This is a genomic window from Sphingopyxis selenitireducens (assembly GCF_051550705.1).
GTDB lineage: Bacteria > Pseudomonadota > Alphaproteobacteria > Sphingomonadales > Sphingomonadaceae > Sphingopyxis.
Map to the genome: position 1 here is coordinate 580,065 of NZ_JBPULG010000001.1, position 23,726 is coordinate 603,790.

Below are 23,726 nucleotides of genomic sequence, written 5' to 3' on the forward strand. Positions count from 1 at the left end.
AAAGGCGTCGATGTTGAACTCGCGCCTTGCCGCGCCGCTCGTCGCGCTCGCCGCCCCGATCCTGCTTTATGGCGGGGCGCTGGTGTCGCAATATGGCTTTGGGCTTCACCCCTGCGAAATGTGCTATTGGCAGCGCTGGCCGCATCAGGTGGCGATCGTGCTGGCGGTGATCGCGCTGCTGCTGCGCGGCAACGACCGGGCGATGCGCATGCTGACCTTCCTTGCCGCCGTCGCCATCGCGATCAGCGGCGCCATCGGCATATTTCACGCCGGGGTCGAATATGGTTTCTGGGAAGGACTGACGACCTGCAGTTCCGGCGCCAGCGGACCGATTTCGCTCAACGACATCATGGCGGCCCCGATCACCCGCTGCGACGTTCCGCAATGGACGCTGGGCGGTGTTTCGCTGGCGGGTTTCAACGCCATCTTCTCATTCGGCGCGGCGGCGTTCGTCTTGACCTTGCTGCGCCGCCGGACCACATCGGCAGCATGAGCAACAAACGCACAGCTTCGATGATCCGCGTCGATCAGGCGGGCGAATATGGTGCTACGCGCATCTATGCAGGCCAGCTTGCGGTGATGGGCGATCGTCACCCGATGGCGCGCGAAATTGCGCATATGGCCGATCAGGAAGAGCGCCACCGCAAATTCTTCGACGATATGGTCGCGCGGCGCGGCGTGCGCCCGACCGCGCTGCAACCGGTCTGGAAGGTCGCGGGCTTCGCATTGGGCGCGGTCACCGCCGCGATGGGTCCGCGCGCCGCGATGGCGTGCACCGCCGCGGTCGAGACCGAAATCGACCGCCATTATCGCGACCAGCTCGACGAACTGGGCGACAGCGACCCCGAACTCAGCGCCGCGGTCGCCGATTTTCGCGCCGAAGAACTGGAACATAAGGAAGCCGCGCTCGCCGCCGGTGCCGAAAGCGCGCCCGGTTATCCGCTGCTGAGCTTTGCGATCCGCGCCGGTTGCCGTGCAGCCATCGCGCTGTCGAAGCGTATCTGATAAAGTCCACCGCGCCTGCCCGTTCACGGCGGATGCAGGGTCGCAGTGCCAAATGCCCGTGAAACGACAAAGGATGATCCGATGACCCGCCTCCCCATTCTTGCGCTGATCCTGGCCGGTAGCGCCCTCGCCTTGCCCGCCGCAGCGCAGGAAGCAGCGACTGAAGGCGAAAAGATCAACCAGGTCATCATCTATGGCAACGACAAGTGCGAACAGAGCAGCCCCGACGAGATCGTGGTCTGCAACCGCTTGCCGGAGGCCGAGCGTTATCGCGTGCCGCAGATGTTCCGCGGCGGCAGTGTGCTGGACCCGCGCAATCAGGCATGGGCCAACAAGGTGGTCGCACTCGAGCGCGTCGGCCGTTTTGGCACCGACAGCTGCTCGCCGACCGGGCTCGGCGGCTTCACGGGCTGCACCCAGGCGCTGGTCGCAGGCGCGAAGGCCGAACAACAGGCCGCCGACAAGACCGACTGGCAGGCGATGATCGCCGATGAACGCGCCAAACGCATCGCTGGCATCGACGCCGCTGCGGAAAATGTCGAGGCTGCGGTCGTCGCCGAGGAAAAGGCGCTCGAAGAACGCCAGCGCCGCGCCGCCGAACTCGAAGCGCGCGGCGGCGCCCCGGCAGACGACGCCGGCGACCCCGACGCCCAGCCGCTGCCTGTCCCGCCCCCGCGCTGAACCGGGGCGGAAACGGCAACGGATTTCCGAGTCGTTCGGGACATTTTCAGACGCCCCCCAGCCTCTGTCGAACATGGTCAATTCGCACGGTTTCGACGCCCGATATTACCAAAATTGCACCATTTTTTGCAGCTTGGCGCGATTTTGTTCCGAATCCGGGGCGAATCGAATTTAAATTTTAACGAATCACGTGCAACCTGGCTTGACTCGGGAGTTTTTGAGGCAAATCGTGGCGTTTCTGGGAATCGCCAGCCTAAGGGGGCTGAATATGGCATCAACATTTGGACCGCGCCTTTGGAGGCGCTCGACCGCTAGCGTGCCTGCGGCACGCAGCCTGGGTCGCCGAATGACACTGCATGCCGCAACTGCGCTGATCGCTTTTGCTGCCCTGCAAATCTGGCTTGTGTCGAGCGCGATCTCCGCCGGCGCGCCTTCCGCGCTGATCATCGTCGCGCTGGTCATCCTGATCGCGCTCGCGCTTCCCGTCACGCGATCAGTCGAACGGCGCTGGTACCATCTCAGCCGTCAGGCGCTGGCCAGCTGGGGCCTTCACGCCCGCTTCCGCCGCGACGTCCGCCGCCTGTGGGCTGCGGCGCTGGCGTTACCCTTCCTGTGGGTCAGCGGCGCCATGGCGGCCACCGACGCGATCGCCAAAATCGCGGGCTGATCCGGCGCCCTGCCACCGACTTTGATTTTGACGGTTCCGCCTGCGCCGTATAGGGCGCAGAAATGCTGACCGTTTCCGAAGCCCTCGACCGCGCGCAAATGCTGTGCGACGCCGCAGCCAAAGCGGGCGCAGATGCCGCTGACGCGCTTTATTATTGCAACGCCTCCACATCGGTTTCGATGCGCCTCGGTGCGCTCGAGGATGTCGAGCGGTCGGAGGGACAGGATATCTCGCTCCGCGTCTTCGTCGGCCAGCGCAGCGCCAGCGTATCGACGGCCGACATGGACGCCGGCGAACTGGCCAAGCTGGTCGAACGCTGCGTCGCCATGGCGCGCGAGGCCCCCGAAGATCGCTATGCCGGGCTCGCCCCCGAAGAATTGCTCTTTAAAGGTACTGCCCCCGATCTCGACCTCGACGATGGCAGCGAGGCCGATCCGCAAGCACTGCGCGAAGCCGCGCTCGCGGTCGAAGAAGCCGCACGTGCCGTCGCGGGCGTCACCAACAGCGAAGGCGGCAGCGCGAGCCACAGCCGTACCCGCTTCGCGCTCGCGACCAGCCATGGCTTTGCCGGTGGCTACGGGTCGAGTGGCCACAGCCTGTCGGCGAGCGTGATCGCCGGCGAAGGCGCGAACATGCAGCGCGATTATGGCTGGCACAGCGCCCATTATCTGGCGGACCTCGAAAGCGTCGCCGATATCGGCACGCGCGCGGGCGCGCGCGCCGTTGCGCGGCTGAACCCCGGCAGGGCGCCAGTCGGCAAGGTTCCCGTGCTGCTCGATCCGCGCGTCAGCGGCGGGATGGTCGGCCATCTGCTCGGCGCGATCGCCGGCCCCGCAATCGCGCGCGGCACCAGCTTCCTGCTCGGCAAGGAAGACCGGATGCTGTTCGACAGCGGCATCGTCATCCGCGACGATCCGCACCGCCTGCGCGGCCTGCGCAGCCGCGCCTTCGACGGCGAAGGCCTGCCGACCGCGCCGCGCGACATCGTCGCCAATGGCAAGGTCACCGGCTGGCTGCTCGACACCGCATCGGCGAAGCAACTTGGCCTTGCGCCCACCGGTCATGCCAGCCGCGGCGGCGGCGCATCGGGGGTCAGCGCGAGCAACCTCCACCTCGCCGCTGGCAGCCAGTCCCCCGCCGAGTTGATGGCGGGCATCAAGGAGGGCGTCTATGTCACCGAGTTGATCGGTCAGGGCGTCAACATGACCACCGGCGACTATAGCCGCGGCGCTTCGGGCTTTCTGATCAGGGATGGCGAGATAGCCGGGCCGATCGCCGAATTTACCATCGCGGGCAATTTGGTCGATATGTTCGCTGCGATCACTCCGGCGAACGACCTGATATTCCGCCACGGCACCAACGCGCCGACGTTGCGCATCGACGGCATGACCGTCGCGAGCAGCTAAGGACGATATCGGGTGCCCGGCCGCAACCTCGAAGCCGTGATCGCCGCGACCCGCGAGGTCGGCGACATGGCGATGGCGCGCTGGCGCGGCGAGGGCAAGGCGGTCAATGTCTGGAACAAGTCGCACGACAATCCGGTCAGCGACGTCGATCTGGCGGTCGATGCGCGACTGAAGGCCGTACTCGGCGCAATGGTGCCCGAGGCGGGCTGGCTGTCCGAAGAAACCGCCGACAATGCCGACCGCCTTTCGCGGCGCGCCATGTGGTGCGTCGATCCGATCGACGGCACCCGCGACTTCATCCGCGGCCGCCCGGGCTGGTGCGTATCGGTCGCGCTGGTCGTCGACGGAGCGCCCGAAATCGGCGTCCTCTATGCGCCCGCGCTCGACGAACTCTGGGTCGCGCGCCGCGGTCAGGGGGCGCAGCTTAACGGCGAGGCACTGCACGCCAGCCAGCGCACGAGCTTTGACGGCGCCCGCGTTCCCGCCGACAGCCTGCCGAGGATCGACCGCGATCTGGTGATGGTCACCAAGCCGAACAGCATCGCGCTGCGTATGGCGCTGATCGCCGACGACCGCGCCGACCTTGTCGCCACGCTGCGCTGGGGCTTCGAATGGGACGTCGCCGCCGCCGCATTGATCGCGACCGAGGCGGGCGCCAGCGTCACCGACGCCTTCGGCCAGCCGCTCGTCTTCAACACACCGCGCGCGCAAGCCTTTGGGGTCATCGCCTGCGCCCCGGCTATTCATCAGGCCGTCGTCGACCGCTTGCGCGATCGCGCCGTCGCGCTTACAGCGCCCTCCTGACCCGCAGTTTTGCGGGCTCCAGTCGCCGCAGTGCGCTTGACAATCCACCCGACTCGCCGTAACGGCACCCCTATTCCGACATCTTGACCGGACGGCGAAGCGCGCCTGCGCATCGTGGTCCGTTTTTTGCGTTGGAAGTCAGACGCTTTGAGATGGGGCTGTTTGCCAGCGCCCTGTGGAGCAGGAGAAAGTTTACCATGGCACGTATTGCGGGCGTCAATTTGCCCACCAACAAGCGCGTAATCATCGCGCTCACCTACATCCACGGCATCGGTCGCAAGACTGCCGTCGATATCGCCAACAAGCTCGGCATCGACCACACGCGCCGCGTGCAGGACCTGTCCGACGCCGAAGTGCTCCAGATTCGTGAAACGCTCGACGCCGATCACACGGTCGAAGGCGATCTTCGCCGCACCGTGGCGATGAACATCAAGCGCCTGATGGATCTCGCCTGCTATCGCGGACTGCGTCATCGCAAGGGCCTTCCGGTCCGTGGCCAGCGCACGCACACCAATGCGCGCACCCGCAAGGGCAAGGCCAAGGCGATCGCCGGTAAGAAGAAGTAAGGTCCGAGCGCGTCCGCCCCTCTCCAAAGGGCACGCGCTTCCTTATTTTTCGCTTCAGATATTCAGGATTTAGGATAGCAACATGGCACGTGAACCGCAGCGCCTTCGTCGGCGCGAACGCAAAAACATTTCGTCGGGCGTCGCCCACGTCAACGCGACCTTCAACAACACGATGATCACCATCACCGACGCACAGGGCAACGCCATTGCCTGGTCGAGCGCCGGCATGATGGGCTTCAAGGGCAGCCGCAAGTCGACTCCCTATGCGGCACAGGTCTGCGCCGAAGACGCCGGCAAGAAGGCCGCCGAACATGGCGTCCGCACGCTGGAAGTCGAAGTCAAGGGCCCGGGCGCCGGTCGTGAATCGGCGCTGCGCGCGCTGCAGGCGGTTGGTTTCCACATCACCTCGATCCGCGATGTGACCCCGATCCCGCACAATGGTGTCCGCCCGGCCAAGCGCCGCCGCGTCTGACGCCTCTTCCGGGCGCGCCCCACCCCCGGGGCGCCGCCCGACCACCTCTCTACGCCGGACCGGTCGGATCACCGTCCCCGCCCGTCCCGCCAAAAGCAAAGGGAAGACCATGACTGTCAATATCCGGAACTGGCAGGAATTGAAGAAGCCCAGCAACCTGGAAATCAAGGCTGGCAGCGACGGCAAGCGCAAGGCGACCTTCGTCGCCGAACCGCTCGAGCGCGGCTTTGGCCTGACGCTGGGCAACGCGCTGCGCCGCGTTCTGCTCTCGTCGCTTCAGGGCGCAGCGATCACGTCGATCAAGATCGAGAACGTGCTGCACGAATTCTCGAGCCTGGCCGGCGTGCGCGAAGACGTCACCGACATCGTGCTGAACGTCAAGCAGATCGCACTCAAGATGGAAGGCGAAGGCCCGAAGCGGCTTCAGCTGTCGGCAACCGGTCCCGCGACCGTCAAGGCCGGCGACATCATGGTGTCGGGCGACATCAAGGTGATGAACCCGAACCACGTCATCTGCCACCTCGATGACGGCGCGACGCTGAACATGGAACTCGTTGCCGACACCGGAAAGGGCTATGTGCCCGCCGTCGCCAACCGTCCCATCGACGCGCCGATCGGCCTGATTCCGATCGATTCGCTTTACTCGCCCGTGCGTCAGGTCGCCTATAAGGTCGACAATGCCCGCATCGGTCAGGAACTGGACTATGACAAGCTGAACCTGACCGTCGAAACCGACGGAACGGTCACCCCGGAAGACGCCGTCGCTTATGCTGCGCGCATCCTCCAGGACCAGCTCCAGGTCTTCGTCCACTTCGAAGAAGCGATGAACGACAGCGGCCTGATCGGCATGGCAGCCCCCTCGGCAGCCAGCGACGAATCGGACGTCAACCAGCTCAACCGCTTCCTTCTCAAGAAGGTCGACGAGCTGGAACTGTCGGTGCGTTCGGCCAACTGCCTCAAGAACGACAACATCATCTATATCGGTGATCTCGTTCAGAAGACCGAAGCCGAAATGCTTCGCACCCCGAACTTCGGCCGCAAGTCCTTGAACGAAATCAAGGAAGTGTTGTCGTCGATGGGTCTGCGTCTCGGCATGGACATCCCCGGCTGGCCGCCGGAAAACATCGAAGAAATGGCCAAGAAGCTCGAACAAGAGCTGCTCGGCTGATCTGGCACCCCGGCGTAAGCCGGGGTCCACAACGGGAAAGGGTCGGCCCGTATATCGACCTGGCTTGGGGTACCAGATGGGCCCCATCAAAGTATTACTTTGATGGGAACCCGCTAAACGGCCCCTCTGACAAACGAAGGAATGGATTATGCGTCATAAAGTTGGTGGCCGGAAGCTTCAGCGCACGAGCGCACATCGCACCGCAATGTTCCGCAACATGTCGGCATCGCTCATCAAGCATGAGCAAATTCTGACGACCGTCGCCAAGGCGAAGGAACTGCGTCCCTACGTCGAAAAGCTGGTCACGCTCGCCAAGCGCGGCGGCCTTGCCAATCGCCGTCTGGCGATGGCCCGCCTGATGGACGACAAGCAGCTCGTGAAGCTGTTCGACGTTCTGGCCGAGCGTTACAAGGACCGCGCCGGTGGTTACACCCGCGTGATCAAGGCCGGCATCCGCGCTTCCGACGCGGCTTCGATGGCCGTCATCGAATTCGTCGATCGCGACGTCGATGCGAAGGGCCAGGATTCGGGTCCGGTCGATCAGTATGACGAGGATATGGCGGAAGCCTGAGCCTCGCATCCCGCGACACAAGATCAAGGGCGGCCTCCGAAAGGATGCCGCCCTTTTCTTTTGCCTCGGCGCGCGGCGGCAATGCGCCGGATATCGCCCCCTCACTCCGACAAGGGGCGCCCAATTCCCCTTGCCCGTCGCTTGCTGATGCTTACATGAGGACGCACGATTATTTCCTTCCCCAGACGATGAGGATCGCCTTGCCATGTCCCGCAAAACCCTGTCCGCGCCGTTGGCGCTGGCCCTCCTGATGTCGACGCCGACAGCGGCGCAGGCCGCCGACGCAGCGGGGGCACCGGTCCCGGCATCGGGGATCGCCTATCCCGACACGGCGCGCGGCGACACGGTCGATCCGCAGTTCGGCGTCGATGTGGCCGATCCCTATCGCTGGCTGGAGGACGATGTTCGCGTCAATCCAAAGGTCGCGGCATGGGTCGCCGACCAGAACAAGATCACCGACGCTTATCTGGCGACATTGCCCGGCCGCGACACCCTCGCCAAGCGCATGACCGAACTTTACAATTACGAACGCTTTGGCCTGCCGACCAAGGCGGGCGATCGATATTTCTATACCCGCAACGACGGACTGCAGCCGCAATCGGTACTCTTCGTCCGCGACGGGTTGAAAGGCGAAGGCCGCGCGATGATCGACCCCAATGGCTGGGCCAAGGATGGCGCGACCGCGCTGGCCGAATGGACGCCGTCCGAAGATGGCAAACATCTTCTCTATGCGGTTCAGGACGGCGGTACCGACTGGCGCATCGTCCGGGTGATGGACGTCACGACGGGCAAGGACCTGGCCGACGAGATCCGCTGGGTCAAATTCTCCAGCCTCGCCTGGGCGAAGGACGGTAGCGGCTTTTATTATTCGCGCTTCCCCGAACCCGCCGAAGGCGCGGCATTCCAGTCGCTCAATGAAAACCACGCAGTATATTTCCACAAACTCGGCACCGCCCAGAGCGCCGACCTGCTGATCCATGCGACCCCCGACAAGCCAAAGCTCAACAACAGCGCGGTGGTCACCGACGACGGCAAATATCTGCTCGTCGTCGGGTCCGAAGGCACCGACGAACGCTATGGCCTGACGCTCTATCCGACCGGAAAGCCGGGCGCGAAGCCGGTGCTGCTCGTCGACGATTATGCGAACAACTGGGAATATGTGACCAACGTCGGCACGCGCTTCACCTTCCTCACCAACAAGGGCGCGCCGCGTCAGCGCATCGTGTCGATGGACGTCAAAAAGCCCGGCGCACTGACCGAACTGGTCCGCGAGGAAGACGCCACCCTCGTCGGCGCCTCGCGCGTCGGCGACCGCATCATTCTCTCCTACCTCGGCGATGCCAAGTCGCAGGCGCGGATCATCGCGCTCGACGGCAAGCCGGTCGCGAATATCAACCTCGCCGACATCGGCTCGGCGGTTGGTTTTGGCGGTAAGGCCAGCGACCCCGAAACCTTTTATGCCTTTTCCAGCTACGCCCAGCCGACGACCATTTATCGTCTCGACACGGTCAGCGGAAAAGCCGAGGTGTTCGCCGCGCCCAAGCTGACCTTCGACCCCAAAGAATTCACCGTCGAACAACGCTTCTATAAATCGAAGGACGGCACCGAAGTGCCGATGTTCGTGGCGATGAAAAAGGGGCTGGACCGCAGCAAGGGGTCGCCGACGATCCTCTATGGTTATGGCGGCTTCAACGTGTCGATGGTCCCCGGCTTTTCTCCCACCAGGCTTGCCTGGCTCGACCAGGGCGGCGTCCTCGCGATCGCCAATCTGCGCGGCGGCGGCGAATATGGCAAAGCCTGGCACGACGGCGGCCGCCTCGCCAACAAGCAGAATGTCTTCGACGATTTCATCGCCGCGGGCGAATATCTGATCGCCGAAGGCATCACCGGCAAGGGTCAACTCGCGATCGAGGGCGGATCGAACGGCGGCCTGCTCGTCGGCGCAGTCACCAACCAGCGCCCCGACCTGATCGCCGCGGCGCTCCCCGCCGTGGGGGTGATGGACATGCTGCGCTTCGACCGTTTCACCGCCGGGCGTTACTGGACCGACGATTATGGTTTCCCGGCGAAGGAGGCGGATTTCCGCAATCTCCTTACCTATTCGCCTTATCATAATATCAAGGACGGCACGGCCTATCCCGCGGTGCTGGTGACCACCGCCGACACCGACGATCGCGTCGTTCCGGGGCATAGTTTCAAATATACCGCGCAGCTGCAGCACGCCGATGTTGGCGAAAAGCCGCACCTTATCCGCATCGAAACCCGCGCCGGTCACGGATCGGGCAAGCCGACCGACAAGATCATCTCAGAGGCGGCGGACAAATATGCCTTTGCCGCCAAATGGACCGGGCTGGCGGTCGAATAGCATGTCCTATGCCCTGTCCTTTTCGGCCACCGATCCCGCGGCGCTCTGGGCCGAGGCGGCCGACGCCGCGTCGGCACTGGTCGCAGGCGAGCCCGACGGCATCGCCAATATGGCGAATGTCGCGGCGCTGATCTGGCAGGCGATCCCCGACCTCAACTGGGCGGGCTTTTATCGCTTCGACGGGACCGAGCTCGTGCTCGGCCCGTTCCAAGGCAAGGCGGCGTGCATCCGCATCCCGCTCGACAAGGGGGTATGCGGCGCCGCAGCCCGGCTGCGCGCGACTCAGCGCGTCGACGATGTCCACGCCTTTCCCGGTCATATCGCCTGCGACGCCGACAGCCGCAGCGAGCTGGTCGTCGCGATCGTCGCCGACGACCGACTGATCGGGGTGCTCGATCTGGACAGCCCGACGCCGTCGCGCTTTACCGCCGACGATCAGGCGGGCGCGGAAAGGCTGATTGCACGCGTCGCCACCGCGCTCGCGTCCCCATCCCCTGCCCCATAATGGGGCAATGGATCGAAGGTTAATAGATTCGCGATGAATCGTTAAATTTGCTAACAAACTGTTAACTAAACGGTTATCCCGCAGCTGCGGCGACCGTTGGAACGGGGAGTTTGGCATGCGTATCGTTTTGCTTTTGGGAGTGGCCGTCGGGTCGCTGTTGCTGGCGGGACGCGCGGGAAGCGCAGAGCCTGTCTCGCCCCCCGTGCCGGTTCGATCGACAACCACCCATATCGGCGAAAATGCGCGCCCGGTCCTGGATTATGGCGCCCCGACATCGACCGATGTCCGCGTCTACACAGGCTATCCCGACCGCGTTCCGAGCGAAGCCGATTATCGCAGTGTCGAAGGTTATGATGCCGAGGGTCGCTGGACCGGACGCTGGACGGGCACTTATGAAGCGCCCGATGGTCGCCGCTATGACGGCACATATGAAGGCACGGTCGAGCGCCACGCCGGCACCGACTATGCGCCGCCGCCTGTCTCTGGCCCGGCCTATGATGGCGCGATTCGCAGCCGATATGGATATGATTCGCGCTACTATGGATATGACCCGCGCTATGACGCCGAGATGGAACAACGCTGTGGCCGGGGGGGCACAGCGGGCGGTGCGGTTGTTGGTGGAGCCGTGGGAGGCTTCGCCGGCAACCGCATCGCCGGACGCGGAAACCGCACGGCGGGAACGCTGATCGGCGGTGCGCTGGGCGCGGTGGCCGGCGCGGCGATCGGCAATGCATCCGACCGCAAGCGTTGCGACGACTGGTGGGCAAGCCGCGAAGCCACTTACCAGAGCGGCGCATATCAGAACGGCCATGGCTATGGCCATGCCTATGGCTACGGCTATTACACGCCCGGGGTCGTCATCACGACGACGACCACGCACGGCGCACCGCTGGTGACCGAACGGGTCGAAACCAGCACCCGGACCTATTATGAAAATGTCCCGGTGCGCAAACGCTATACCGCCCGGAAAAAGCCGGTCGTCAGAGCCAAACCGCGCTGCGCCTGCTGAACCCACGGAATTCAGCGGCCTTTTGGGCCCGCCGTCCTAGCGGATGGCGGGCCCTTTGCATTTCCACGGCTTATCGCGCGTCCGCAACGGTTCAGCGACGCGAAAGTATCGCAAGCCTAATCCTCGCGGATCATGGGCCGGACCGTCCTTTGCCCATTGCGTGGGGAGTATCCTCGATGCGTCGTTTCACCAGCCTGACCGCTGCCGCCGCGGTCCTCCTTACATCGGTCGGGCTCAGCGCCACGCCCGCCGAGGCGCGTAGCCGCCACGGTGGATGGGGACAGGGCGGATGGGGTCACCGTGACCGCGACCGGATCAGCGTCGGCGATGTGCTGGGCGGCCTCCTCGTCATCGGCACCATCGCAGCGATCGCCAGCGCCGCGACCAAGGACAAGCGCGACCGGCCCGATCGCGATGATCGCTATATTCCGCCCTATCGCGGCGATGACGATCGGGAGTCTCAATACGAACCCCGGAATGAGAATGATTCAGGAGCGGATAACGGCGCCTATGGCCGCGGCGCGCCCGAAACACGCGCCGCCGACGCCTGCAGCTGGGCGGTCGAAGGCGAAATGGGCGAAGATGCCCATGTCGACAGCATTACCGGGACCGAACCGAACAATGGCGGCTGGTATGTGACCGGCACCGCGTCGCGGCTTGGCGGCGAAGTGCGCAGCTTTGGTTGCAGCTATCGAGGCGGCCGCGTCGTCGACGTCAATTTCGGCTGACAATCCCGCGTTCTTAACGGACGAACGACAGACCCTTCGCCAGCGATGGCGGAGGGTCTTTTCCTTTATGAACCCCGGCAGAACGAAGGCTGAACGCCAGATAAGCGAGGAGTTCAGGACCGCGTCACGCCGTCATCGGTAGAAAGTTTCCAACAGGCGCACTCGACGCTGCCTGCGCTTTCAAGGAGACCGAACCATGGCATTGCTGACCAAATCATCTTTCACCAAGGCCGCTGTTGGTGCGGCCACCGCCGGCGCCATGCTGATGAGCGCCACCCCGGCCACGGCGCGCGATCGACATGACCGCGACGGGATCAGCGCGGGCGAGATCATCGCCGGCGCGGTGGTAATCGGCGGCCTCGCCGCGATTCTGTCGAGCGGCGATAATGACCGCAATGACCGTCGTTACGATGATCGCTATCGCGGCCGCTACAACGACGCGCGCTATGGTTATGGCTATGACTATAACCGCTATGGCAACAGCCGCACCGCGGTCAGCCAGTGCGTCCGCGCCGTCGAACGCGGCAGCGCGCGCTATGGCCGCACCGACGTTACCGAAGTGACGAGCATCGACCGCAAGCGCGACGGCTATAAGGTCAAGGGCCGCGTCGTCGTTCGCGACGGATATGGCGGCCGTTGGGGTCGCGGCGGTTCCTACGACAAGGGCAAGTTCAACTGCGACATCCGTTATGGCCGCGTCCAAGACGTTCGCTTTTCAGGCCTGCGCTAAGTCGCGGGCGATCCAAGGCAAACCAACTTCGGCCCGCCCGTGTTCCGGCACGCGGCGGGCCGCTTGCATCGGCTTTGGGCGAGCGCCATGATGGGGCATGATCAAGCACAGCCTGCTCGCCGCCCTTTTGCTTTCCACGCCGGTTGCGGCGCAGACGAAAGACGATCCCGGTCCTGCCGCCGACCCCGCGCGGCTGAAAGCATCGGTCGAAAAGCTCGTCTCTTTCGGTACCCGCCACACTTTGTCGTCGGCGACCGATCCCGAACGCGGAATCGGTGCGGCGCGCAATTGGGGCGCGGCCGAATTCGAACGTATCGCCAAAGCGTGTGGCGGCTGCCTGAGCGTCAGCCGCATCAGCGATCGCTTTGAAGGCCCGCGTGCACCGGCGGGCGTTATCGTCGAAAATGTGCTGGCGATCCAGAAAGGCACAGGCGATCCCGCGCACGTCATCATGATCGCCGGACATATCGACAGCCGCGTCACCGACCCGATGGATTTCACCAGCGATGCCCCCGGCGCCAATGACGACGGATCGGGAACCGCGCTGGTGCTGGAGGCGGCGCGATTGCTGTCGAAGCACCAGCATCGCGCGACGATCGTTTACGCGCTGCTGTCCGGCGAGGAACAGGGATTGTGGGGCGGAAAGCTGCTCGCCAAACATGCGCGGGACCAGAATTGGCAGGTCGCGGCGATGCTCAACAACGATATCGTCGGCGGCACGCATGGGACCGACGGCACCATCGTCAACAACCGGGTGCGCGTGTTCAGCGAAGGCATTCGCGCGTCGGAGGATCTGGCGGCGCAACTTGTCCGCCGCGGCATCGGCGGCGAAGATGACGGCCCGTCGCGCGCGCTGGCCAAGGCGGCGAAGCGCGCCGCCGAACAGGCCCCGGCGATCGGACTCGAAGTTCTCGCGGTCCGCCGCCCCGACCGCTTCCGCCGCGGCGGCGACCATTTGCCATCGCTTGAGCTGGGCTATCCGGCAATCCGCTTCACCGTCGGGATCGAGGATTATGATCACCAGCATCAGGATCTTCGCACCGAGAACGGCCGCAAATATGGCGACACGATCGACGAGATGGACTTTCCCTATCTGGCGCGCGTAACCGCGCTCAACGTCGCGCTGGTGCGCGAACTCGCCGACGCTCCGCCCGCTCCCGCGAGCGTGAGCATCGACGGCGCCGTCAGTTCGGACACGACCATAAGCTGGACGGCGGTGAAGGACGCCGCGGCCTATCGCATCCACTGGCGCCGCGCCGACCGCCCCGACTGGACCGACAGCCGCGTGGTGCAGGCTGGCGGCGCGACCGAACTCATGCTGCCCGGCGTAATCGTCGACGATCATTTCTTTGGCGTGGCCGCGATATCGGCGGACGGCGCCGAAAGCATCATCACCTTTGGCGGGCTTCCGGCGAAATAGTAACAAACACGATATATGAAAATTTACCTTCCCCGTTTATGACTGACCGGGGACCATCATTACCGTCTGGCGTGGGGCACAGGCGGACAGAACCGGGTCGCATCATGTCGCACAATGAGGCGGATACAGCCTCGAAGACCGCCACCGAAAAACGCCAGCCGCGTCAGTCGCGTCTGGTGAAGGCGGCGTTTAACTGCGAGCGGTTCGGCCGCTTCGACATCACCATCCGCAACGTGTCGGAAACCGGCATCGGCGGGCAAGCGCCGCACGCGCTGCTGATCGGCGAACGGGTCACTGTCTATCTGCCCGGCCATGCCCCGATGATGGGCACGGTTCGCTGGGTCGTCGACCGGCGCTTTGGCGTCGAGACCGACGTGAAGATCGAACCCGGCCGCCTGCGTACCGCCAGCGGCGAACAGCTTGTCGCCGCCGACAGCAGCCTTGAATTCCAGCTCTTCACCCCGCCCGAGGCCTCCACCTGGCGCCCGGGGCTGACCATCGCGACCAACCTGCCCGGCCATTTCGGCCGCAAACGATAGGACGGGTTTTCGCCCCCACCACGGCTGAGTGAAGCAGGAAGCGAACAGAATGGTCTGGCGATGAAGGGCCGGTTTGGAGGCATCGACCAGCGCCCGGCGTCAAGCGGGACCCCGGATCAGGTCCGGGGTGACGATTAAGGACAGGTCGATTCTCGGTCTCGACGCGCCATTCCCTCTCCCCGGCAGAAGCCGGGGCCCAGCGAGTGAACAGCACAAACAGAAACCGGCGCGGATTGCTCCGCGCCGGCCATCCGACAGGATTTCAGGGAAATGCGGCGTCAGGCGACGCGGCGCACTTCATTGCCTTCATCGTCGATGTCGCGCAGCACATAGCCGCGACCCCAGACGGTCTCGATGTAATTTTCGCCTTCGCACGCCAGCGCCAGTTTCTTGCGCAGCTTGCAGATGAAGACGTCGATGATCTTGAGTTCGGGTTCGTCCATTCCGCCATAGAGGTGGTTCAGGAACATTTCCTTGGTCAGCGTCGTGCCCTTACGCAGGCTCAGAAGCTCTAGCATCTGATATTCCTTGCCGGTCAGATGCACGCGCGTGGTGTCGACCTCGACCGTCTTGGTATCCAGATTGACCTGCAGCTTGCCGGTCTTGATGACGCTCTGGCTATGCCCCTTCGAACGGCGGACGACCGCATGAATGCGGGCGATCAGTTCGTCGCGGTGAAAGGGCTTGGTGACATAATCGTCGGCGCCAAAGCCGAACGAGCGCACCTTCGAATCCATTTCCGAAATGCCCGACAGGATCAGCACCGGCGTCTGCACCTTGGCGGTGCGCAGCTTCTTCAGCACGTCATAGCCGTGCATGTCGGGCAGGTTGAGGTCGAGCAGAATGATGTCGTAATCATAGAGCTTGCCCAGATCCAACCCCTCTTCGCCGAGATCGGTGGAGTAGACGTTGAAGCCTTCGGTCGTGAGCATCGTATCGATCGCTTTCGCAGTCGTCGGCTCGTCCTCGATCAGCAATACACGCATTGGGCACCCCTTGATTGCTTCCCACGATGATCCCGCAATCCCTCCGCACGGTCATCATGTGATGTTGCCGACGGACCCGCTATTCGGGACTGCCGGAACATTAACCACGAAACTAATGAAGGGAAAAGGTTAATTTTGAATTAATCGTTGGATTCCCGCGAGTCGCGGCCAATCTGCAACAGTCTTTCACGTTTGACCGAGTGCCAGATATTGCTCGTGTGCACCCGTGCACGATCGTTTGAGCGTGCCGACCAGATGGTCGGACAGCGCCCGCACACGCGCCGGGCGCAACCGCGACGGCGGCGACAAAAGGTGCAGATGCGCCTGCGGCATCGACCAGTCGGTCAGGATCGGCACGACCGCCCCCGACGCCAGTTCGGCCGCCGCGATAAAGTCCGGCAACACCGCAATCCCGCCGCCGGCAACGACCAGCGGCACCGCGATATCGCCATTATTCGCAAACAACGGCCCTGTCGGCAACACCGTCACCTCCTCGCCCTTGCGGTGGAAATGCAGCGGCATTGCGCGCTGGCGATGGCCGTAACCGATCAGCCGGTGCCCGGCGAGTTCGAGCGGATGCTTCGGAACCCCGTTCTTTTCCAGATAGGCGGGGCTCGCGATAACCGATGCAGAGACCGGTGCGATGGTCCGCGCCAGCAGACTGGAATCGGCGAGCGGCGCGATGCGCAGCGTCAGGTCGATTCCTTCGGCGACCGGATCGTTGCGCGCATCGCTCAGCAGCACCTCGATCTCGACCGCCGGATGCTGCGCCAGAAACGCCGCAAGCGGAGGGCCCAGCACCTTGATCCCGAAGCTCATCGGCGCACCGAGGCGGATCGGCCCCGCCAGGTCGATCCGGTCGCCGCGCGCCGCCTCGGTCGCCGCGGTCGCCGCAGCGACCATCGCGCGTGCCTCGCCCAGCAGGCCAGCCCCCGCAGTCGATAAGGTCACCACCCGCGAGCTTCGATGGAGCAGGGTGATGCCCAGCGACGTTTCGAGCCGCGTCACCGCCTTCGATACGCTCGCCTTCGACAGGCCCAGCGCAGCAGCGGCGGCGGTAAAGCTGCCGCCATCGGCGACGGCGACGAAACAGGCCAGGCCTTCATAATCGGGAAGCGCCACGGAACACCTCAAAAATGGAAACGATGATTTTCCATCTACGCTATTTCAGAAACAATCCCAATCGCTATTTTGGCATCAACAAGACGGCGCCGCCGGGCATCATGCCAGTGAGCGGGCCGATGGAAAGGAACGGCCATGATCGACATTCGCAAATTCGACACGCTGGGCCATGCCAATCACGGCTGGCTCGACGCCCGTCACCATTTTTCCTTCGCGGACTATTATGAGGAAGGCCGCATGGGCTGGGGCGCGCTTCGCGTCTGGAACGACGATGCCATTGCGGCGCAGGCGGGTTTCCCCCCGCACCCGCACCGCGACATGGAAATCATCACCTATGTCCGTACCGGCGCGATCACCCATCGCGACAGCATGGGCAACACCGGCCGCACCGCAGCGGGCGACGTCCAGGTGATGAGCGCCGGCAGCGGCGTGACGCACAGCGAGTTCAACCTTGAGGACGAAGAAACGACGCTGTTCCAGATCTGGATCATGCCCGACCGTGACGGCGGCAATCCCGGCTGGGGTGCACGCCAGTTTCCGAAGGCCGACCGTTCGGGTCAGTTTGTGACGCTGGCCAGCGGGATCGGAGGCGATGACGCATTGCCGATCCGCGCCGATGCCCGCGTCGCTGCGGCAACGGTGAACGCCGGCGACACCGTCTCCTACGACCTCGGTGCCGGTCGCCACGCCTATCTGGTCGCCGCCAAGGGCCGCATTCGCGTCAATGGCGAAGAAGCCGATCCCCGCGACGGCATCGCAATCCGCGATGTCGGCACGATCAAGGTCGAAGCGCTCGACGACGCCGAACTGGTGCTGGTCGACAGCCTTTAACGAGCCTCCCCCGGGCCGCCGCTCAGTCCCCCTCCCCCAGGGCGGCGGCCCACCCCCATTTTGATGACGAAGACGAAAAGGACAAAGACAATGGCAAAAGTTCTGGTGCTCTATTATTCCTCCTATGGTCATATCGAGCAGATGGCCGATGCTGTTGCCGAGGGCGCGCGCGCTGCGGGCGCCGAAGTCGATATTCGCCGCGTCGCCGAAACCGCCCCCGCAGCCGTGGTTCAGGCCGCCGGTTTCAAGACAGACACCGCGCACCCGCTGCTCGCCGATCCCAATGAACTGGCAAATTACGATGCGATCGTCGTCGGCACCCCGACGCGCTTTGGCCGCATGTCGAGCCAGATGGCGAGTTTCTGGGACACCGCGGGCGGCGTCTGGGCGCAGGGCAAGCTGAACGGTAAGGTCGGCGCGGCCTTCACCTCGTCGGCATCGCAGCATGGCGGTCAGGAAACCACCCTGTTCAGCATCCTCACCAATTTGCTGCATTTCGGCATGACGATCGTCGGGCTCGACTATGGCTATGCCGGCCAGATGGGTGTCGACGAGGTCAAGGGCGGTGCGCCCTATGGCGCGACGACGCTGGCCGATGGCGACGGATCACGTCAGCCGAGCGAAACCGACCTTGGCGGTGCACGCTATCTGGGCGAGCGCGTCGCCCGGACCGCGGCCAAGCTGACGGCCTGAACCGATGCGCCGTCTCCCGAGCCTTTTCGTTTCGCACGGCTCGCCGATGATGGCGCTCGAGCCGAGCCCGGCGCGGACCTTCCTCGCCGGGCTCGGCAACCTTCTCCCGCGCCCGCACGCCATACTGATGGTCTCGGCGCATCATGACGCGGCCTATGAAGGCGGACGGGCGACGGTCACCGCTTCCCCCGCCCCGCCGACGATCCATGATTTCGGCGGCTTTCCCGACGAATTGTTCGCGATGCGTTACCCGGCGCCGGGCGATCCGGCGCTGGCCGAACGCATCGTCGCCCTGCTCGGCGCGCAGGGCCTTTCCGTCACCGCCGACCCGGCGCGGGGGCTCGACCATGGCGCATGGGTGCCCCTGTCGCTGACCTGGCCGCAAGCCGACATTCCGGTGATCCAGCTTTCGATCGCCTCGAACGCCACGCCCGAATGGCATTATGCGTTGGGGCAAGCGTTGGCGCCGCTCCGCGACGAAGGCGTGCTGGTGATCGGATCAGGCAGCATCACCCACAATCTGCGCGCGCTCTTCTCCGCGCGGCTGCCCATCGACGCCCCCGCGCCCGATTGGGTGACGGCGTTCACCGATTGGGTCGCCGAGCGTATGGCGGCGGGCGCAATCGACGATGTGCTTCACGCGGTCGACCGCGCGCCGCACGGACACGACAATCATCCGACGATGGACCATATATTGCCGCTGTTCGTCGCCATCGGGGCCGGGGCGGGCGCGGACGGAATGCCACTCGAGTCCGAGCGCCTTCACGCCAGCATCACCTATGGCCTGCTCGCGATGGACGTTTACGCTTTCGGTGGGGAGACAGCGCGCCTATAGCGCGCCATGCTCCTTTCAGACCGTGTTCTTTTCCTCGATGGCGAGGCCCTCGTGATCGACAAGCCCGCCGGCCTGCCGGTCGATGCCCCGCGCGACGGCAGCCTCAGCCTCGAGAATCATCTCGACTTGCTGAAGTTCGGCTTCAAACGGTGGCCGCTCGCGGTCCACCGGCTCGACCGTGACACCTCGGGCTGCTTGCTCCTCGCCCGCAATCCCAAGGCGCACGGCCGTTTCACCCGCGCATTCGAAGCCCGCGAGGTCGAGAAGCAATATCTCGCGATCGTCGACGGTGTGGTCGAAGGCGACGGCGGCACGATCGACCTGCCGCTTTCCAAGGTATCGACCGCCGAAGAAGGTTGGCGGATGGTCGGCGATCCGAAGGGCAAGCCTTCGATATCGCATTGGGAAAAGCTGGCGGTCGTCGATGGCCGCAGCCTGCTGCGCTTTCGTCCCGAAACCGGCCGCACGCATCAACTGCGCGTCCATGCGCTCGAAGGCCTTGGCTTTCCGCTCGTCGGCGATCCTGTCTACGGGCGCGGCGGCACCAAGACGCGCACCCTGCTCCACGCCGAACGGCTGGTGGTCAAACGTGACGCCAAGCCGTCGATTATCGCCGAGGCGCCCTTCCCCGACAGCTTCACCGCGCTGGGTTTCACCGCACCCGAAGGCGCCGCGCCGACCCGTGGCTGAGATCCCCGAAAGCGCGATCAGCGAAAAATTTCTCGCCGGGACGGGGCCCGGTGGTCAGAATGTCAACAAGGTCGCGACCGCGTGCCAGTTGCGCGTCAACGTCTATGCGCTGGGCCTCGCGCCCGATGCCTATCGGCGGTTGAAGACATTGGCGGGCAGCCGGATGACGACCGAGGGCGAGTTGATCATACTCGCACGCCGTTATCGCACCCAGGAAGCGAACCGCGCCGATGCCCGCGAACGGCTCTCCGAATTGGTGGATGCAGCACTGGTGCGTCCAGAACGGCGGATCAAGACCAAACCGAGCAAGGCCGCGAAGGCGCGCCGCGTCGACAGCAAGAAGGCCCGCAGCAGCGTGAAGGCCGGGCGCGGGCGGGTGCGCGGGACCGACTAGCGCATATATGACCAGCCTCTACCGCCTCGACGCACCGGCCAGCCGCATCGCCGCGACATTCGGGGCCGACGCCGGCGAAGACCCGTGGACCGGCGACTATGTCGCACCCGCGCGCCCTGCCCCGATCATCGTCAGCGACGGACGCGGCGGATCGCGCCGCACTCTCCGCCCAAAGCTGTGGGGCGTCCCGCCGCCGCCGCAGGGCGACCGCCCCGTCACCACCGTCCGCAATCTCACCAGCCCCTTCTGGATCGGCACGCTGCGCCACGCCGAACTGCGATGTCTTGTCCCCGCGACCGCCTTTGCGCTGTGGTCGGGCCCGGCGGGCGCCAAGAAGCAGCGCTGGTTTTCGGTGCCGTCGCGGCCGGTCTTCGCCTTTGCCGGCGTTTTGCGTCAGAGGGAGGACTGGCCGTGCTTCGCCATATTGACCACCGACGCCAACCGGCTGGTCGAACATCATCATCCGGGGGCCATGCCGGTGATCCTGCATCCCGAAGATTATGCCTGCTGGCTGTCGGGCGAATGGCGCGATGCAGTGCGGCTCGCCACTCCCTATCCCAGCCAGTTGATGACGGTCGGCGACGCCCCGCCCCTATAGCAAAAATTCACTCTGTTTCTTCACTTCGGGATAACCAACGATCGCCTAAATTCCCGCGAATCCTGACAATCACCGGGAAGAGGAAACGTGCCGGGGACTCGCATCGCCACCGTCAAAACAGCGCCATCGTGCGAGCGCCGTGCCGAACGCGCGCCCGTAACCGCGCGCGCGCGTTTTCGCGAAGCCGGATTCAACCCGTTCGACGTCGAACTGTTCGACCTATCCTTCACCGGCTTTCGCATGCTTACATTTGCCCGGCCGCAGATCGGCAAGCATATCTGGGTGACCCTGCCCGGCCTGCAGTCGCTGGAGGCCGTTGTCCGCCGCGCCGAGGGCAATGAATATGGCTGCGAATTCCTCTATCCGCTCCACCCGTCGGTGGCGAAGCATCTGCAGGTCAAGCTGCGCTGACGCCGCAGGCTGGAATCAACCCTCCGGCGTTTCCGATTTTTTGAGGATATGATCCCACTCGTCGGGGCGCACGCGCCCGACCGACAGGCGCGACAGGCGAATGAGGTCCATGTCGGCGAGCTTCGGATCAGCCTTGATCGCCGCGAGCGTCACCGGATTTTCAAGCGGGCGGACGGGGGCGACGCGCACCACGACCCAGGGAGATCCCTCATCGGCGGTCGGGTCCGGGAAATGCTCCTCGGTAATCTTCATGATCCCGACGCATTCCTTGCCGATGTTGCTGTGATAGAAAAGCGCCTCGTCGCCGACCTTCATCGCCATCATGTTCAGCTTGGCGCTATGGTTGCGCACGCCGTCCCACATGCCGGTGCCCTCGCGCACCAGTTGCTCCCACGGATAGGCGTCGGGTTCTGATTTCATCAGCCAGTAGTTTTTGCTCATCCATCCCTCTTACCGTCTGCGCCCGGTTTGAAAAGAGCGGCGCCCCTTTCCCTGCATCGCCGACCGTCCTAAATGCGAAGCCATGGACTCACGGGACGCGCGCCCGCTGCAAGATGGATAAAATGATGACTGCCGCCGTTCCGATTATTTCCATGTCGCTTCCCGCCGACCGCTTCGCCCAGGATTTTGGCGCCTCGTTCGAACGCTTCGGTTTCGCAATGATCGCCGACCACGGGATCGACCCCGCGCTGATCGACGAGGCGTGGGACAAGGCCAAAGCCTTTTTCGCGCTGCCCGAAGAGGTCAAGCGCGCCTATCATATCCAGGGCGGCGGCGGCGCGCGCGGCTACACTCCCTTTGGCACCGAAATCGCCAAAGGCGCGAAGGAAGTCGACCTCAAGGAATTCTGGCACGTCGGCCGCGACCTGCCCGCCGGACACCGCCTCGCCGCGCAACAGCCGAACAATGTCTGGCCGGCCGAGATCGAGGGATTCCGCACCGCCTATGACAAGCTCTTCGCCGAGTTTGACCGCGTCGGCGGGCGGCTGCTGTCGGGCATCGCAACCTATCTCGGGCTCGATCCCGATTTCTTCGACGACACGATCGCCGACGGCAACAGCGTGATGCGCCTGCTCCACTATCCGCCCGTCGAAGCTCCCGCCAAAGGCATCCGCGCCGAGGCACATGAGGATATCAACACGATCACCCTCCTTCTCGGCGCCGAAGAGGCCGGGCTCGAAATCCTCGACAAGGACGGCAGCTGGCTTCCGGTCTCGCCGCCCGCGGGCGCGATGGCGGTCAATGTCGGCGACATGCTGCAGCGGTTGACCAACAACAAGCTGCCCTCGACCACCCACCGCGTTCGCAACCCCGATGCAGGCCGCGCGAGCGTCGCGCGCTATTCGATGCCCTTTTTCCTCCACTTCCGTTCGGACTATCCGATCGAGACGCTGCAAAGCTGCGTCGATGCGGCGCATCCGAACCTCTATCCAACGCCGATTACGGCTGATGACTATCTGCAACAGCGGCTGCGCGAGATCGGGTTGATCAAATGAGCAGGCGGAGAGCTGCCGGCCTCTATTGATCGTCGGCAGGCGCTTCCGGGGTGAGAAACCCGTATTTGCAGCCTGGGCTGCTATCCCCGGCAAGGCAATCGGACCAGCGAAACAGCTTTTCGATCGTGACGACAGGCCCGACACTGCCGCCACCGCCCATGCCAATATAGGTCTCGCCGGCAATGGTGCCGACAATCGTGACATTGGTGGAATCGTGAACAAGCTCCGGATCGTAGGAACCGGTCGTACAGGCTTCGAAGCTTTGATAAGTCGGTTTGAGTGTCCAGCGCGGCTCGGCATAATCGCCGCTCAGGGCATAGAGGATCGTCAGGCACGCCCCGTCGTCCGATCGAGACATATGATACACGCTGCCAGCCCAGCGGACGCGCTTGCCAATATGCCGTTCGCCGACCGCCTGATCGGGCGTCAGCGGGACGACCGCGATCTTTTGCAGCATCTCGATTTCCTGCGCCGGCGTGGGCGCCGGCGCGGGGTCTTCGGCCGCCGCCTGGCTTCCCTTCTGCTCAGACGCGGCGATGGGCTGGACGCAAGCGAGCAAAGCCGGGCCGAAGCAAAGCGCACCGAGCATCTTCCGGCGGATCGATTGGATCGGATCGCCTGTCATTTCACGCTACCGTCCATCCCAATAATCATAAGCCAATTGCTGCTGCTCCCTGATAAAGCGGGCCGCCGCCGCGCCCTCCCACGGGCCGTCATAACCAAGCAGCAACGCCGCCCCCCCGACCCACCAGCCCTGCCCCGGCAAGCGATCGCTTTCGCGCACCACCAGCACCGCCAGATCGGGCTGACCGTCCATCGCGCAAAGCCGGTCGACCTCGCCCAGCGTCTGGCACACCGCGCGCATCTTGGGCCGCGTGAAGCGGAAGCCGAGGTCGCCGAGCAGTTCGGAGTAGCTGACGTTGCGCCCCTCACGCGCCGCCTCGATCAATATCGCACGAATGCGCGGCGCGTCGCCGAGCGCGCTGACGTCCTCCGGGACCGGCGCATCGCCAAGGCCCTCGTCGCGGGGCATC

Annotated in this window: 30 protein-coding genes; 25 read left to right on the forward strand and 5 right to left on the reverse strand. The window is 64.4% G+C overall.

The annotated features are described in order from the left end of the window. Window positions 1-10 precede the first annotated feature (10 nt). From ACSYDV_RS02620 to ACSYDV_RS02700, 17 genes are all read left to right on the forward strand, one after another. Window positions 11-493: a disulfide bond formation protein B gene (locus ACSYDV_RS02620; RefSeq protein WP_438322181.1), complete on the forward strand. Its 483-nt coding sequence runs from the start codon at window positions 11-13 to the stop codon at window positions 491-493. Beyond that, on the forward strand, window positions 490-1,005 hold the full coding sequence (locus tag ACSYDV_RS02625; protein ID WP_438322182.1) for a demethoxyubiquinone hydroxylase family protein: 516 nt from the start codon (window positions 490-492) through the stop codon (window positions 1,003-1,005). The genes ACSYDV_RS02620 and ACSYDV_RS02625 overlap by 4 nt, the downstream gene beginning before the upstream one ends. Window positions 1,006-1,086: 81 nt before the next feature. Beyond that, window positions 1,087-1,686, forward strand: a complete 600-nt coding sequence (locus tag ACSYDV_RS02630; RefSeq protein ID WP_438322183.1) for a hypothetical protein — start codon at window positions 1,087-1,089, stop codon at window positions 1,684-1,686. Window positions 1,687-2,032: 346 nt separating this feature from the next. After that, entirely contained in the window at window positions 2,033-2,353 is a 321-nt protein-coding gene (locus ACSYDV_RS02635; RefSeq protein ID WP_438322184.1) for a hypothetical protein, read from the forward strand. A 62-nt stretch (window positions 2,354-2,415) separates the two neighbouring features. Further along, entirely contained in the window at window positions 2,416-3,759 is a 1,344-nt protein-coding gene (locus tag ACSYDV_RS02640) for a TldD/PmbA family protein (protein ID WP_438322185.1), read from the forward strand. A gap of 12 nt (window positions 3,760-3,771) precedes the next feature. After that, on the forward strand, window positions 3,772-4,563 hold the full coding sequence (locus ACSYDV_RS02645) for an inositol monophosphatase family protein (RefSeq protein ID WP_438322186.1): 792 nt from the start codon (window positions 3,772-3,774) through the stop codon (window positions 4,561-4,563). 197 nt (window positions 4,564-4,760) lie between these two features. Then, complete coding sequence (rpsM, locus tag ACSYDV_RS02650) at window positions 4,761-5,129, forward strand: 30S ribosomal protein S13 (RefSeq protein WP_088472778.1); 369 nt, start codon at window positions 4,761-4,763, stop codon at window positions 5,127-5,129. 82 nt (window positions 5,130-5,211) lie between these two features. Then, window positions 5,212-5,601 (forward strand): 30S ribosomal protein S11, encoded by a 390-nt coding sequence (rpsK, locus tag ACSYDV_RS02655; protein WP_003040416.1) that lies wholly within the window; start codon window positions 5,212-5,214, stop codon window positions 5,599-5,601. Window positions 5,602-5,710: 109 nt separating this feature from the next. After that, a complete protein-coding gene (locus ACSYDV_RS02660; protein WP_438322187.1) occupies window positions 5,711-6,769 on the forward strand; it encodes a DNA-directed RNA polymerase subunit alpha in 1,059 nt (352 codons plus the stop codon). 148 nt (window positions 6,770-6,917) lie between these two features. Further along, complete coding sequence (rplQ, locus tag ACSYDV_RS02665; RefSeq protein ID WP_438322188.1) at window positions 6,918-7,340, forward strand: 50S ribosomal protein L17; 423 nt, start codon at window positions 6,918-6,920, stop codon at window positions 7,338-7,340. A gap of 205 nt (window positions 7,341-7,545) precedes the next feature. Continuing rightward, the gene (locus tag ACSYDV_RS02670; protein ID WP_438322189.1) at window positions 7,546-9,705 is read left to right on the forward strand and encodes a prolyl oligopeptidase family serine peptidase; all 2,160 of its coding nucleotides are present in this window, start codon (window positions 7,546-7,548) and stop codon (window positions 9,703-9,705) included. Window position 9,706: 1 nt separating this feature from the next. Continuing rightward, window positions 9,707-10,210, forward strand: a complete 504-nt coding sequence (locus ACSYDV_RS02675; protein WP_438322191.1) for a GAF domain-containing protein — start codon at window positions 9,707-9,709, stop codon at window positions 10,208-10,210. A 115-nt stretch (window positions 10,211-10,325) separates the two neighbouring features. Next, a complete protein-coding gene (locus tag ACSYDV_RS02680; protein WP_438322192.1) occupies window positions 10,326-11,219 on the forward strand; it encodes a glycine zipper 2TM domain-containing protein in 894 nt (297 codons plus the stop codon). Window positions 11,220-11,395: 176 nt separating this feature from the next. Further along, window positions 11,396-11,947: a hypothetical protein gene (locus tag ACSYDV_RS02685; protein ID WP_438322193.1), complete on the forward strand. Its 552-nt coding sequence runs from the start codon at window positions 11,396-11,398 to the stop codon at window positions 11,945-11,947. Between the two features lie 196 nt (window positions 11,948-12,143). Next, window positions 12,144-12,677, forward strand: coding sequence for a hypothetical protein (locus ACSYDV_RS02690; RefSeq protein ID WP_438322194.1), 534 nt, complete (start codon window positions 12,144-12,146; stop codon window positions 12,675-12,677). Window positions 12,678-12,774: 97 nt separating this feature from the next. Beyond that, window positions 12,775-14,097 carry a M20/M25/M40 family metallo-hydrolase gene (locus tag ACSYDV_RS02695; RefSeq protein WP_438322196.1) on the forward strand — a complete coding sequence of 441 codons (1,323 nt, stop codon included), beginning with the start codon at window positions 12,775-12,777 and terminating at the stop codon, window positions 14,095-14,097. A gap of 104 nt (window positions 14,098-14,201) precedes the next feature. Further along, on the forward strand, window positions 14,202-14,636 hold the full coding sequence (locus tag ACSYDV_RS02700) for a PilZ domain-containing protein (protein ID WP_438322197.1): 435 nt from the start codon (window positions 14,202-14,204) through the stop codon (window positions 14,634-14,636). 278 nt (window positions 14,637-14,914) lie between these two features. Here the strand turns inward: ACSYDV_RS02700 and ctrA are convergent, their stop codons facing one another. Beyond that, on the reverse strand, window positions 14,915-15,622 hold the full coding sequence (ctrA, locus tag ACSYDV_RS02705) for a response regulator transcription factor CtrA (protein WP_438322198.1): 708 nt from the start codon (window positions 15,620-15,622) through the stop codon (window positions 14,915-14,917). A gap of 186 nt (window positions 15,623-15,808) precedes the next feature. After that, window positions 15,809-16,744 (reverse strand): LysR family transcriptional regulator, encoded by a 936-nt coding sequence (locus ACSYDV_RS02710; protein ID WP_438322199.1) that lies wholly within the window; start codon window positions 16,742-16,744, stop codon window positions 15,809-15,811. 135 nt (window positions 16,745-16,879) lie between these two features. Between ACSYDV_RS02710 and ACSYDV_RS02715 the strand changes: the two genes are divergently transcribed. The 7 genes from ACSYDV_RS02715 (at window position 16,880) to ACSYDV_RS02745 (ending at window position 21,196) form a co-directional block, all read left to right on the forward strand. Beyond that, complete coding sequence (locus ACSYDV_RS02715; RefSeq protein WP_438322200.1) at window positions 16,880-17,575, forward strand: pirin family protein; 696 nt, start codon at window positions 16,880-16,882, stop codon at window positions 17,573-17,575. A 90-nt stretch (window positions 17,576-17,665) separates the two neighbouring features. After that, window positions 17,666-18,268: an NAD(P)H:quinone oxidoreductase gene (gene wrbA / locus ACSYDV_RS02720; RefSeq protein WP_438322201.1), complete on the forward strand. Its 603-nt coding sequence runs from the start codon at window positions 17,666-17,668 to the stop codon at window positions 18,266-18,268. A 4-nt stretch (window positions 18,269-18,272) separates the two neighbouring features. Then, the gene (locus ACSYDV_RS02725; RefSeq protein WP_438322202.1) at window positions 18,273-19,103 is read left to right on the forward strand and encodes a DODA-type extradiol aromatic ring-opening family dioxygenase; all 831 of its coding nucleotides are present in this window, start codon (window positions 18,273-18,275) and stop codon (window positions 19,101-19,103) included. A 6-nt stretch (window positions 19,104-19,109) separates the two neighbouring features. Beyond that, window positions 19,110-19,793, forward strand: coding sequence for an RluA family pseudouridine synthase (locus ACSYDV_RS02730; RefSeq protein WP_438322203.1), 684 nt, complete (start codon window positions 19,110-19,112; stop codon window positions 19,791-19,793). Further along, window positions 19,786-20,187 carry an alternative ribosome rescue aminoacyl-tRNA hydrolase ArfB gene (gene arfB / locus ACSYDV_RS02735; RefSeq protein WP_438322204.1) on the forward strand — a complete coding sequence of 134 codons (402 nt, stop codon included), beginning with the start codon at window positions 19,786-19,788 and terminating at the stop codon, window positions 20,185-20,187. The genes ACSYDV_RS02730 and arfB overlap by 8 nt, the downstream gene beginning before the upstream one ends. Before the next feature lie 7 nt (window positions 20,188-20,194). Further along, window positions 20,195-20,785: an SOS response-associated peptidase family protein gene (locus ACSYDV_RS02740; protein WP_438322205.1), complete on the forward strand. Its 591-nt coding sequence runs from the start codon at window positions 20,195-20,197 to the stop codon at window positions 20,783-20,785. Window positions 20,786-20,872: 87 nt separating this feature from the next. After that, complete coding sequence (locus ACSYDV_RS02745) at window positions 20,873-21,196, forward strand: PilZ domain-containing protein (protein ID WP_438322207.1); 324 nt, start codon at window positions 20,873-20,875, stop codon at window positions 21,194-21,196. A 15-nt stretch (window positions 21,197-21,211) separates the two neighbouring features. On the opposite strand, the gene ACSYDV_RS02750 is transcribed toward ACSYDV_RS02745, so the two are convergent. Further along, window positions 21,212-21,637: an EVE domain-containing protein gene (locus ACSYDV_RS02750; protein ID WP_438322208.1), complete on the reverse strand. Its 426-nt coding sequence runs from the start codon at window positions 21,635-21,637 to the stop codon at window positions 21,212-21,214. Window positions 21,638-21,762: 125 nt separating this feature from the next. On the opposite strand from ACSYDV_RS02750, the gene ACSYDV_RS02755 reads away from it, so the two are divergent. Continuing rightward, window positions 21,763-22,692, forward strand: a complete 930-nt coding sequence (locus ACSYDV_RS02755; protein WP_438322209.1) for an isopenicillin N synthase family dioxygenase — start codon at window positions 21,763-21,765, stop codon at window positions 22,690-22,692. Between the two features lie 22 nt (window positions 22,693-22,714). Here the strand turns inward: ACSYDV_RS02755 and ACSYDV_RS02760 are convergent, their stop codons facing one another. Together ACSYDV_RS02760 and ACSYDV_RS02765 are read right to left on the reverse strand one after the other, a co-directional pair. Next, window positions 22,715-23,317, reverse strand: a complete 603-nt coding sequence (locus ACSYDV_RS02760; RefSeq protein ID WP_438322210.1) for a Slp family lipoprotein — start codon at window positions 23,315-23,317, stop codon at window positions 22,715-22,717. A 6-nt stretch (window positions 23,318-23,323) separates the two neighbouring features. After that, a complete protein-coding gene (locus tag ACSYDV_RS02765; protein WP_438322211.1) occupies window positions 23,324-23,725 on the reverse strand; it encodes a ribose-phosphate pyrophosphokinase in 402 nt (133 codons plus the stop codon). Between the last annotated feature and the right edge of the window lies 1 nt (window position 23,726).

Bases quoted from the DNA above. Each gene is read 5' to 3' on its own strand.
- ACSYDV_RS02620 (WP_438322181.1), top strand. From the start codon at position 11: ATGTTGAACTCGCGCCTTGCCGCGCCGCTCGTCGCGCTCGCCGCCCCG.
- ACSYDV_RS02625 (WP_438322182.1), top strand. From the start codon at position 490: ATGAGCAACAAACGCACAGCTTCGATGATCCGCGTCGATCAGGCGGGC.
- ACSYDV_RS02630 (WP_438322183.1), top strand. From the start codon at position 1,087: ATGACCCGCCTCCCCATTCTTGCGCTGATCCTGGCCGGTAGCGCCCTC.
- ACSYDV_RS02635 (WP_438322184.1), top strand. From the start codon at position 2,033: ATGACACTGCATGCCGCAACTGCGCTGATCGCTTTTGCTGCCCTGCAA.
- ACSYDV_RS02640 (WP_438322185.1), top strand. From the start codon at position 2,416: ATGCTGACCGTTTCCGAAGCCCTCGACCGCGCGCAAATGCTGTGCGAC.
- rpsM (WP_088472778.1), top strand. From the start codon at position 4,761: ATGGCACGTATTGCGGGCGTCAATTTGCCCACCAACAAGCGCGTAATC.
- rpsK (WP_003040416.1), top strand. From the start codon at position 5,212: ATGGCACGTGAACCGCAGCGCCTTCGTCGGCGCGAACGCAAAAACATT.
- ACSYDV_RS02660 (WP_438322187.1), top strand. From the start codon at position 5,711: ATGACTGTCAATATCCGGAACTGGCAGGAATTGAAGAAGCCCAGCAAC.
- rplQ (WP_438322188.1), top strand. From the start codon at position 6,918: ATGCGTCATAAAGTTGGTGGCCGGAAGCTTCAGCGCACGAGCGCACAT.
- ACSYDV_RS02670 (WP_438322189.1), top strand. From the start codon at position 7,546: ATGTCCCGCAAAACCCTGTCCGCGCCGTTGGCGCTGGCCCTCCTGATG.
- ACSYDV_RS02675 (WP_438322191.1), top strand. From the start codon at position 9,707: ATGTCCTATGCCCTGTCCTTTTCGGCCACCGATCCCGCGGCGCTCTGG.
- ACSYDV_RS02680 (WP_438322192.1), top strand. From the start codon at position 10,326: ATGCGTATCGTTTTGCTTTTGGGAGTGGCCGTCGGGTCGCTGTTGCTG.
- ACSYDV_RS02685 (WP_438322193.1), top strand. From the start codon at position 11,396: ATGCGTCGTTTCACCAGCCTGACCGCTGCCGCCGCGGTCCTCCTTACA.
- ACSYDV_RS02690 (WP_438322194.1), top strand. From the start codon at position 12,144: ATGGCATTGCTGACCAAATCATCTTTCACCAAGGCCGCTGTTGGTGCG.
- ACSYDV_RS02695 (WP_438322196.1), top strand. From the start codon at position 12,775: ATGATCAAGCACAGCCTGCTCGCCGCCCTTTTGCTTTCCACGCCGGTT.
- ACSYDV_RS02700 (WP_438322197.1), top strand. From the start codon at position 14,202: ATGTCGCACAATGAGGCGGATACAGCCTCGAAGACCGCCACCGAAAAA.
- ctrA (WP_438322198.1), bottom strand. From the start codon at position 15,622: ATGCGTGTATTGCTGATCGAGGACGAGCCGACGACTGCGAAAGCGATC.
- ACSYDV_RS02715 (WP_438322200.1), top strand. From the start codon at position 16,880: ATGATCGACATTCGCAAATTCGACACGCTGGGCCATGCCAATCACGGC.
- wrbA (WP_438322201.1), top strand. From the start codon at position 17,666: ATGGCAAAAGTTCTGGTGCTCTATTATTCCTCCTATGGTCATATCGAG.
- ACSYDV_RS02725 (WP_438322202.1), top strand. From the start codon at position 18,273: ATGCGCCGTCTCCCGAGCCTTTTCGTTTCGCACGGCTCGCCGATGATG.
- ACSYDV_RS02730 (WP_438322203.1), top strand. From the start codon at position 19,110: ATGCTCCTTTCAGACCGTGTTCTTTTCCTCGATGGCGAGGCCCTCGTG.
- ACSYDV_RS02740 (WP_438322205.1), top strand. From the start codon at position 20,195: ATGACCAGCCTCTACCGCCTCGACGCACCGGCCAGCCGCATCGCCGCG.
- ACSYDV_RS02750 (WP_438322208.1), bottom strand. From the start codon at position 21,637: ATGAGCAAAAACTACTGGCTGATGAAATCAGAACCCGACGCCTATCCG.
- ACSYDV_RS02755 (WP_438322209.1), top strand. From the start codon at position 21,763: ATGACTGCCGCCGTTCCGATTATTTCCATGTCGCTTCCCGCCGACCGC.
- ACSYDV_RS02760 (WP_438322210.1), bottom strand. From the start codon at position 23,317: ATGACAGGCGATCCGATCCAATCGATCCGCCGGAAGATGCTCGGTGCG.
- ACSYDV_RS02765 (WP_438322211.1), bottom strand. From the start codon at position 23,725: ATGCCCCGCGACGAGGGCCTTGGCGATGCGCCGGTCCCGGAGGACGTC.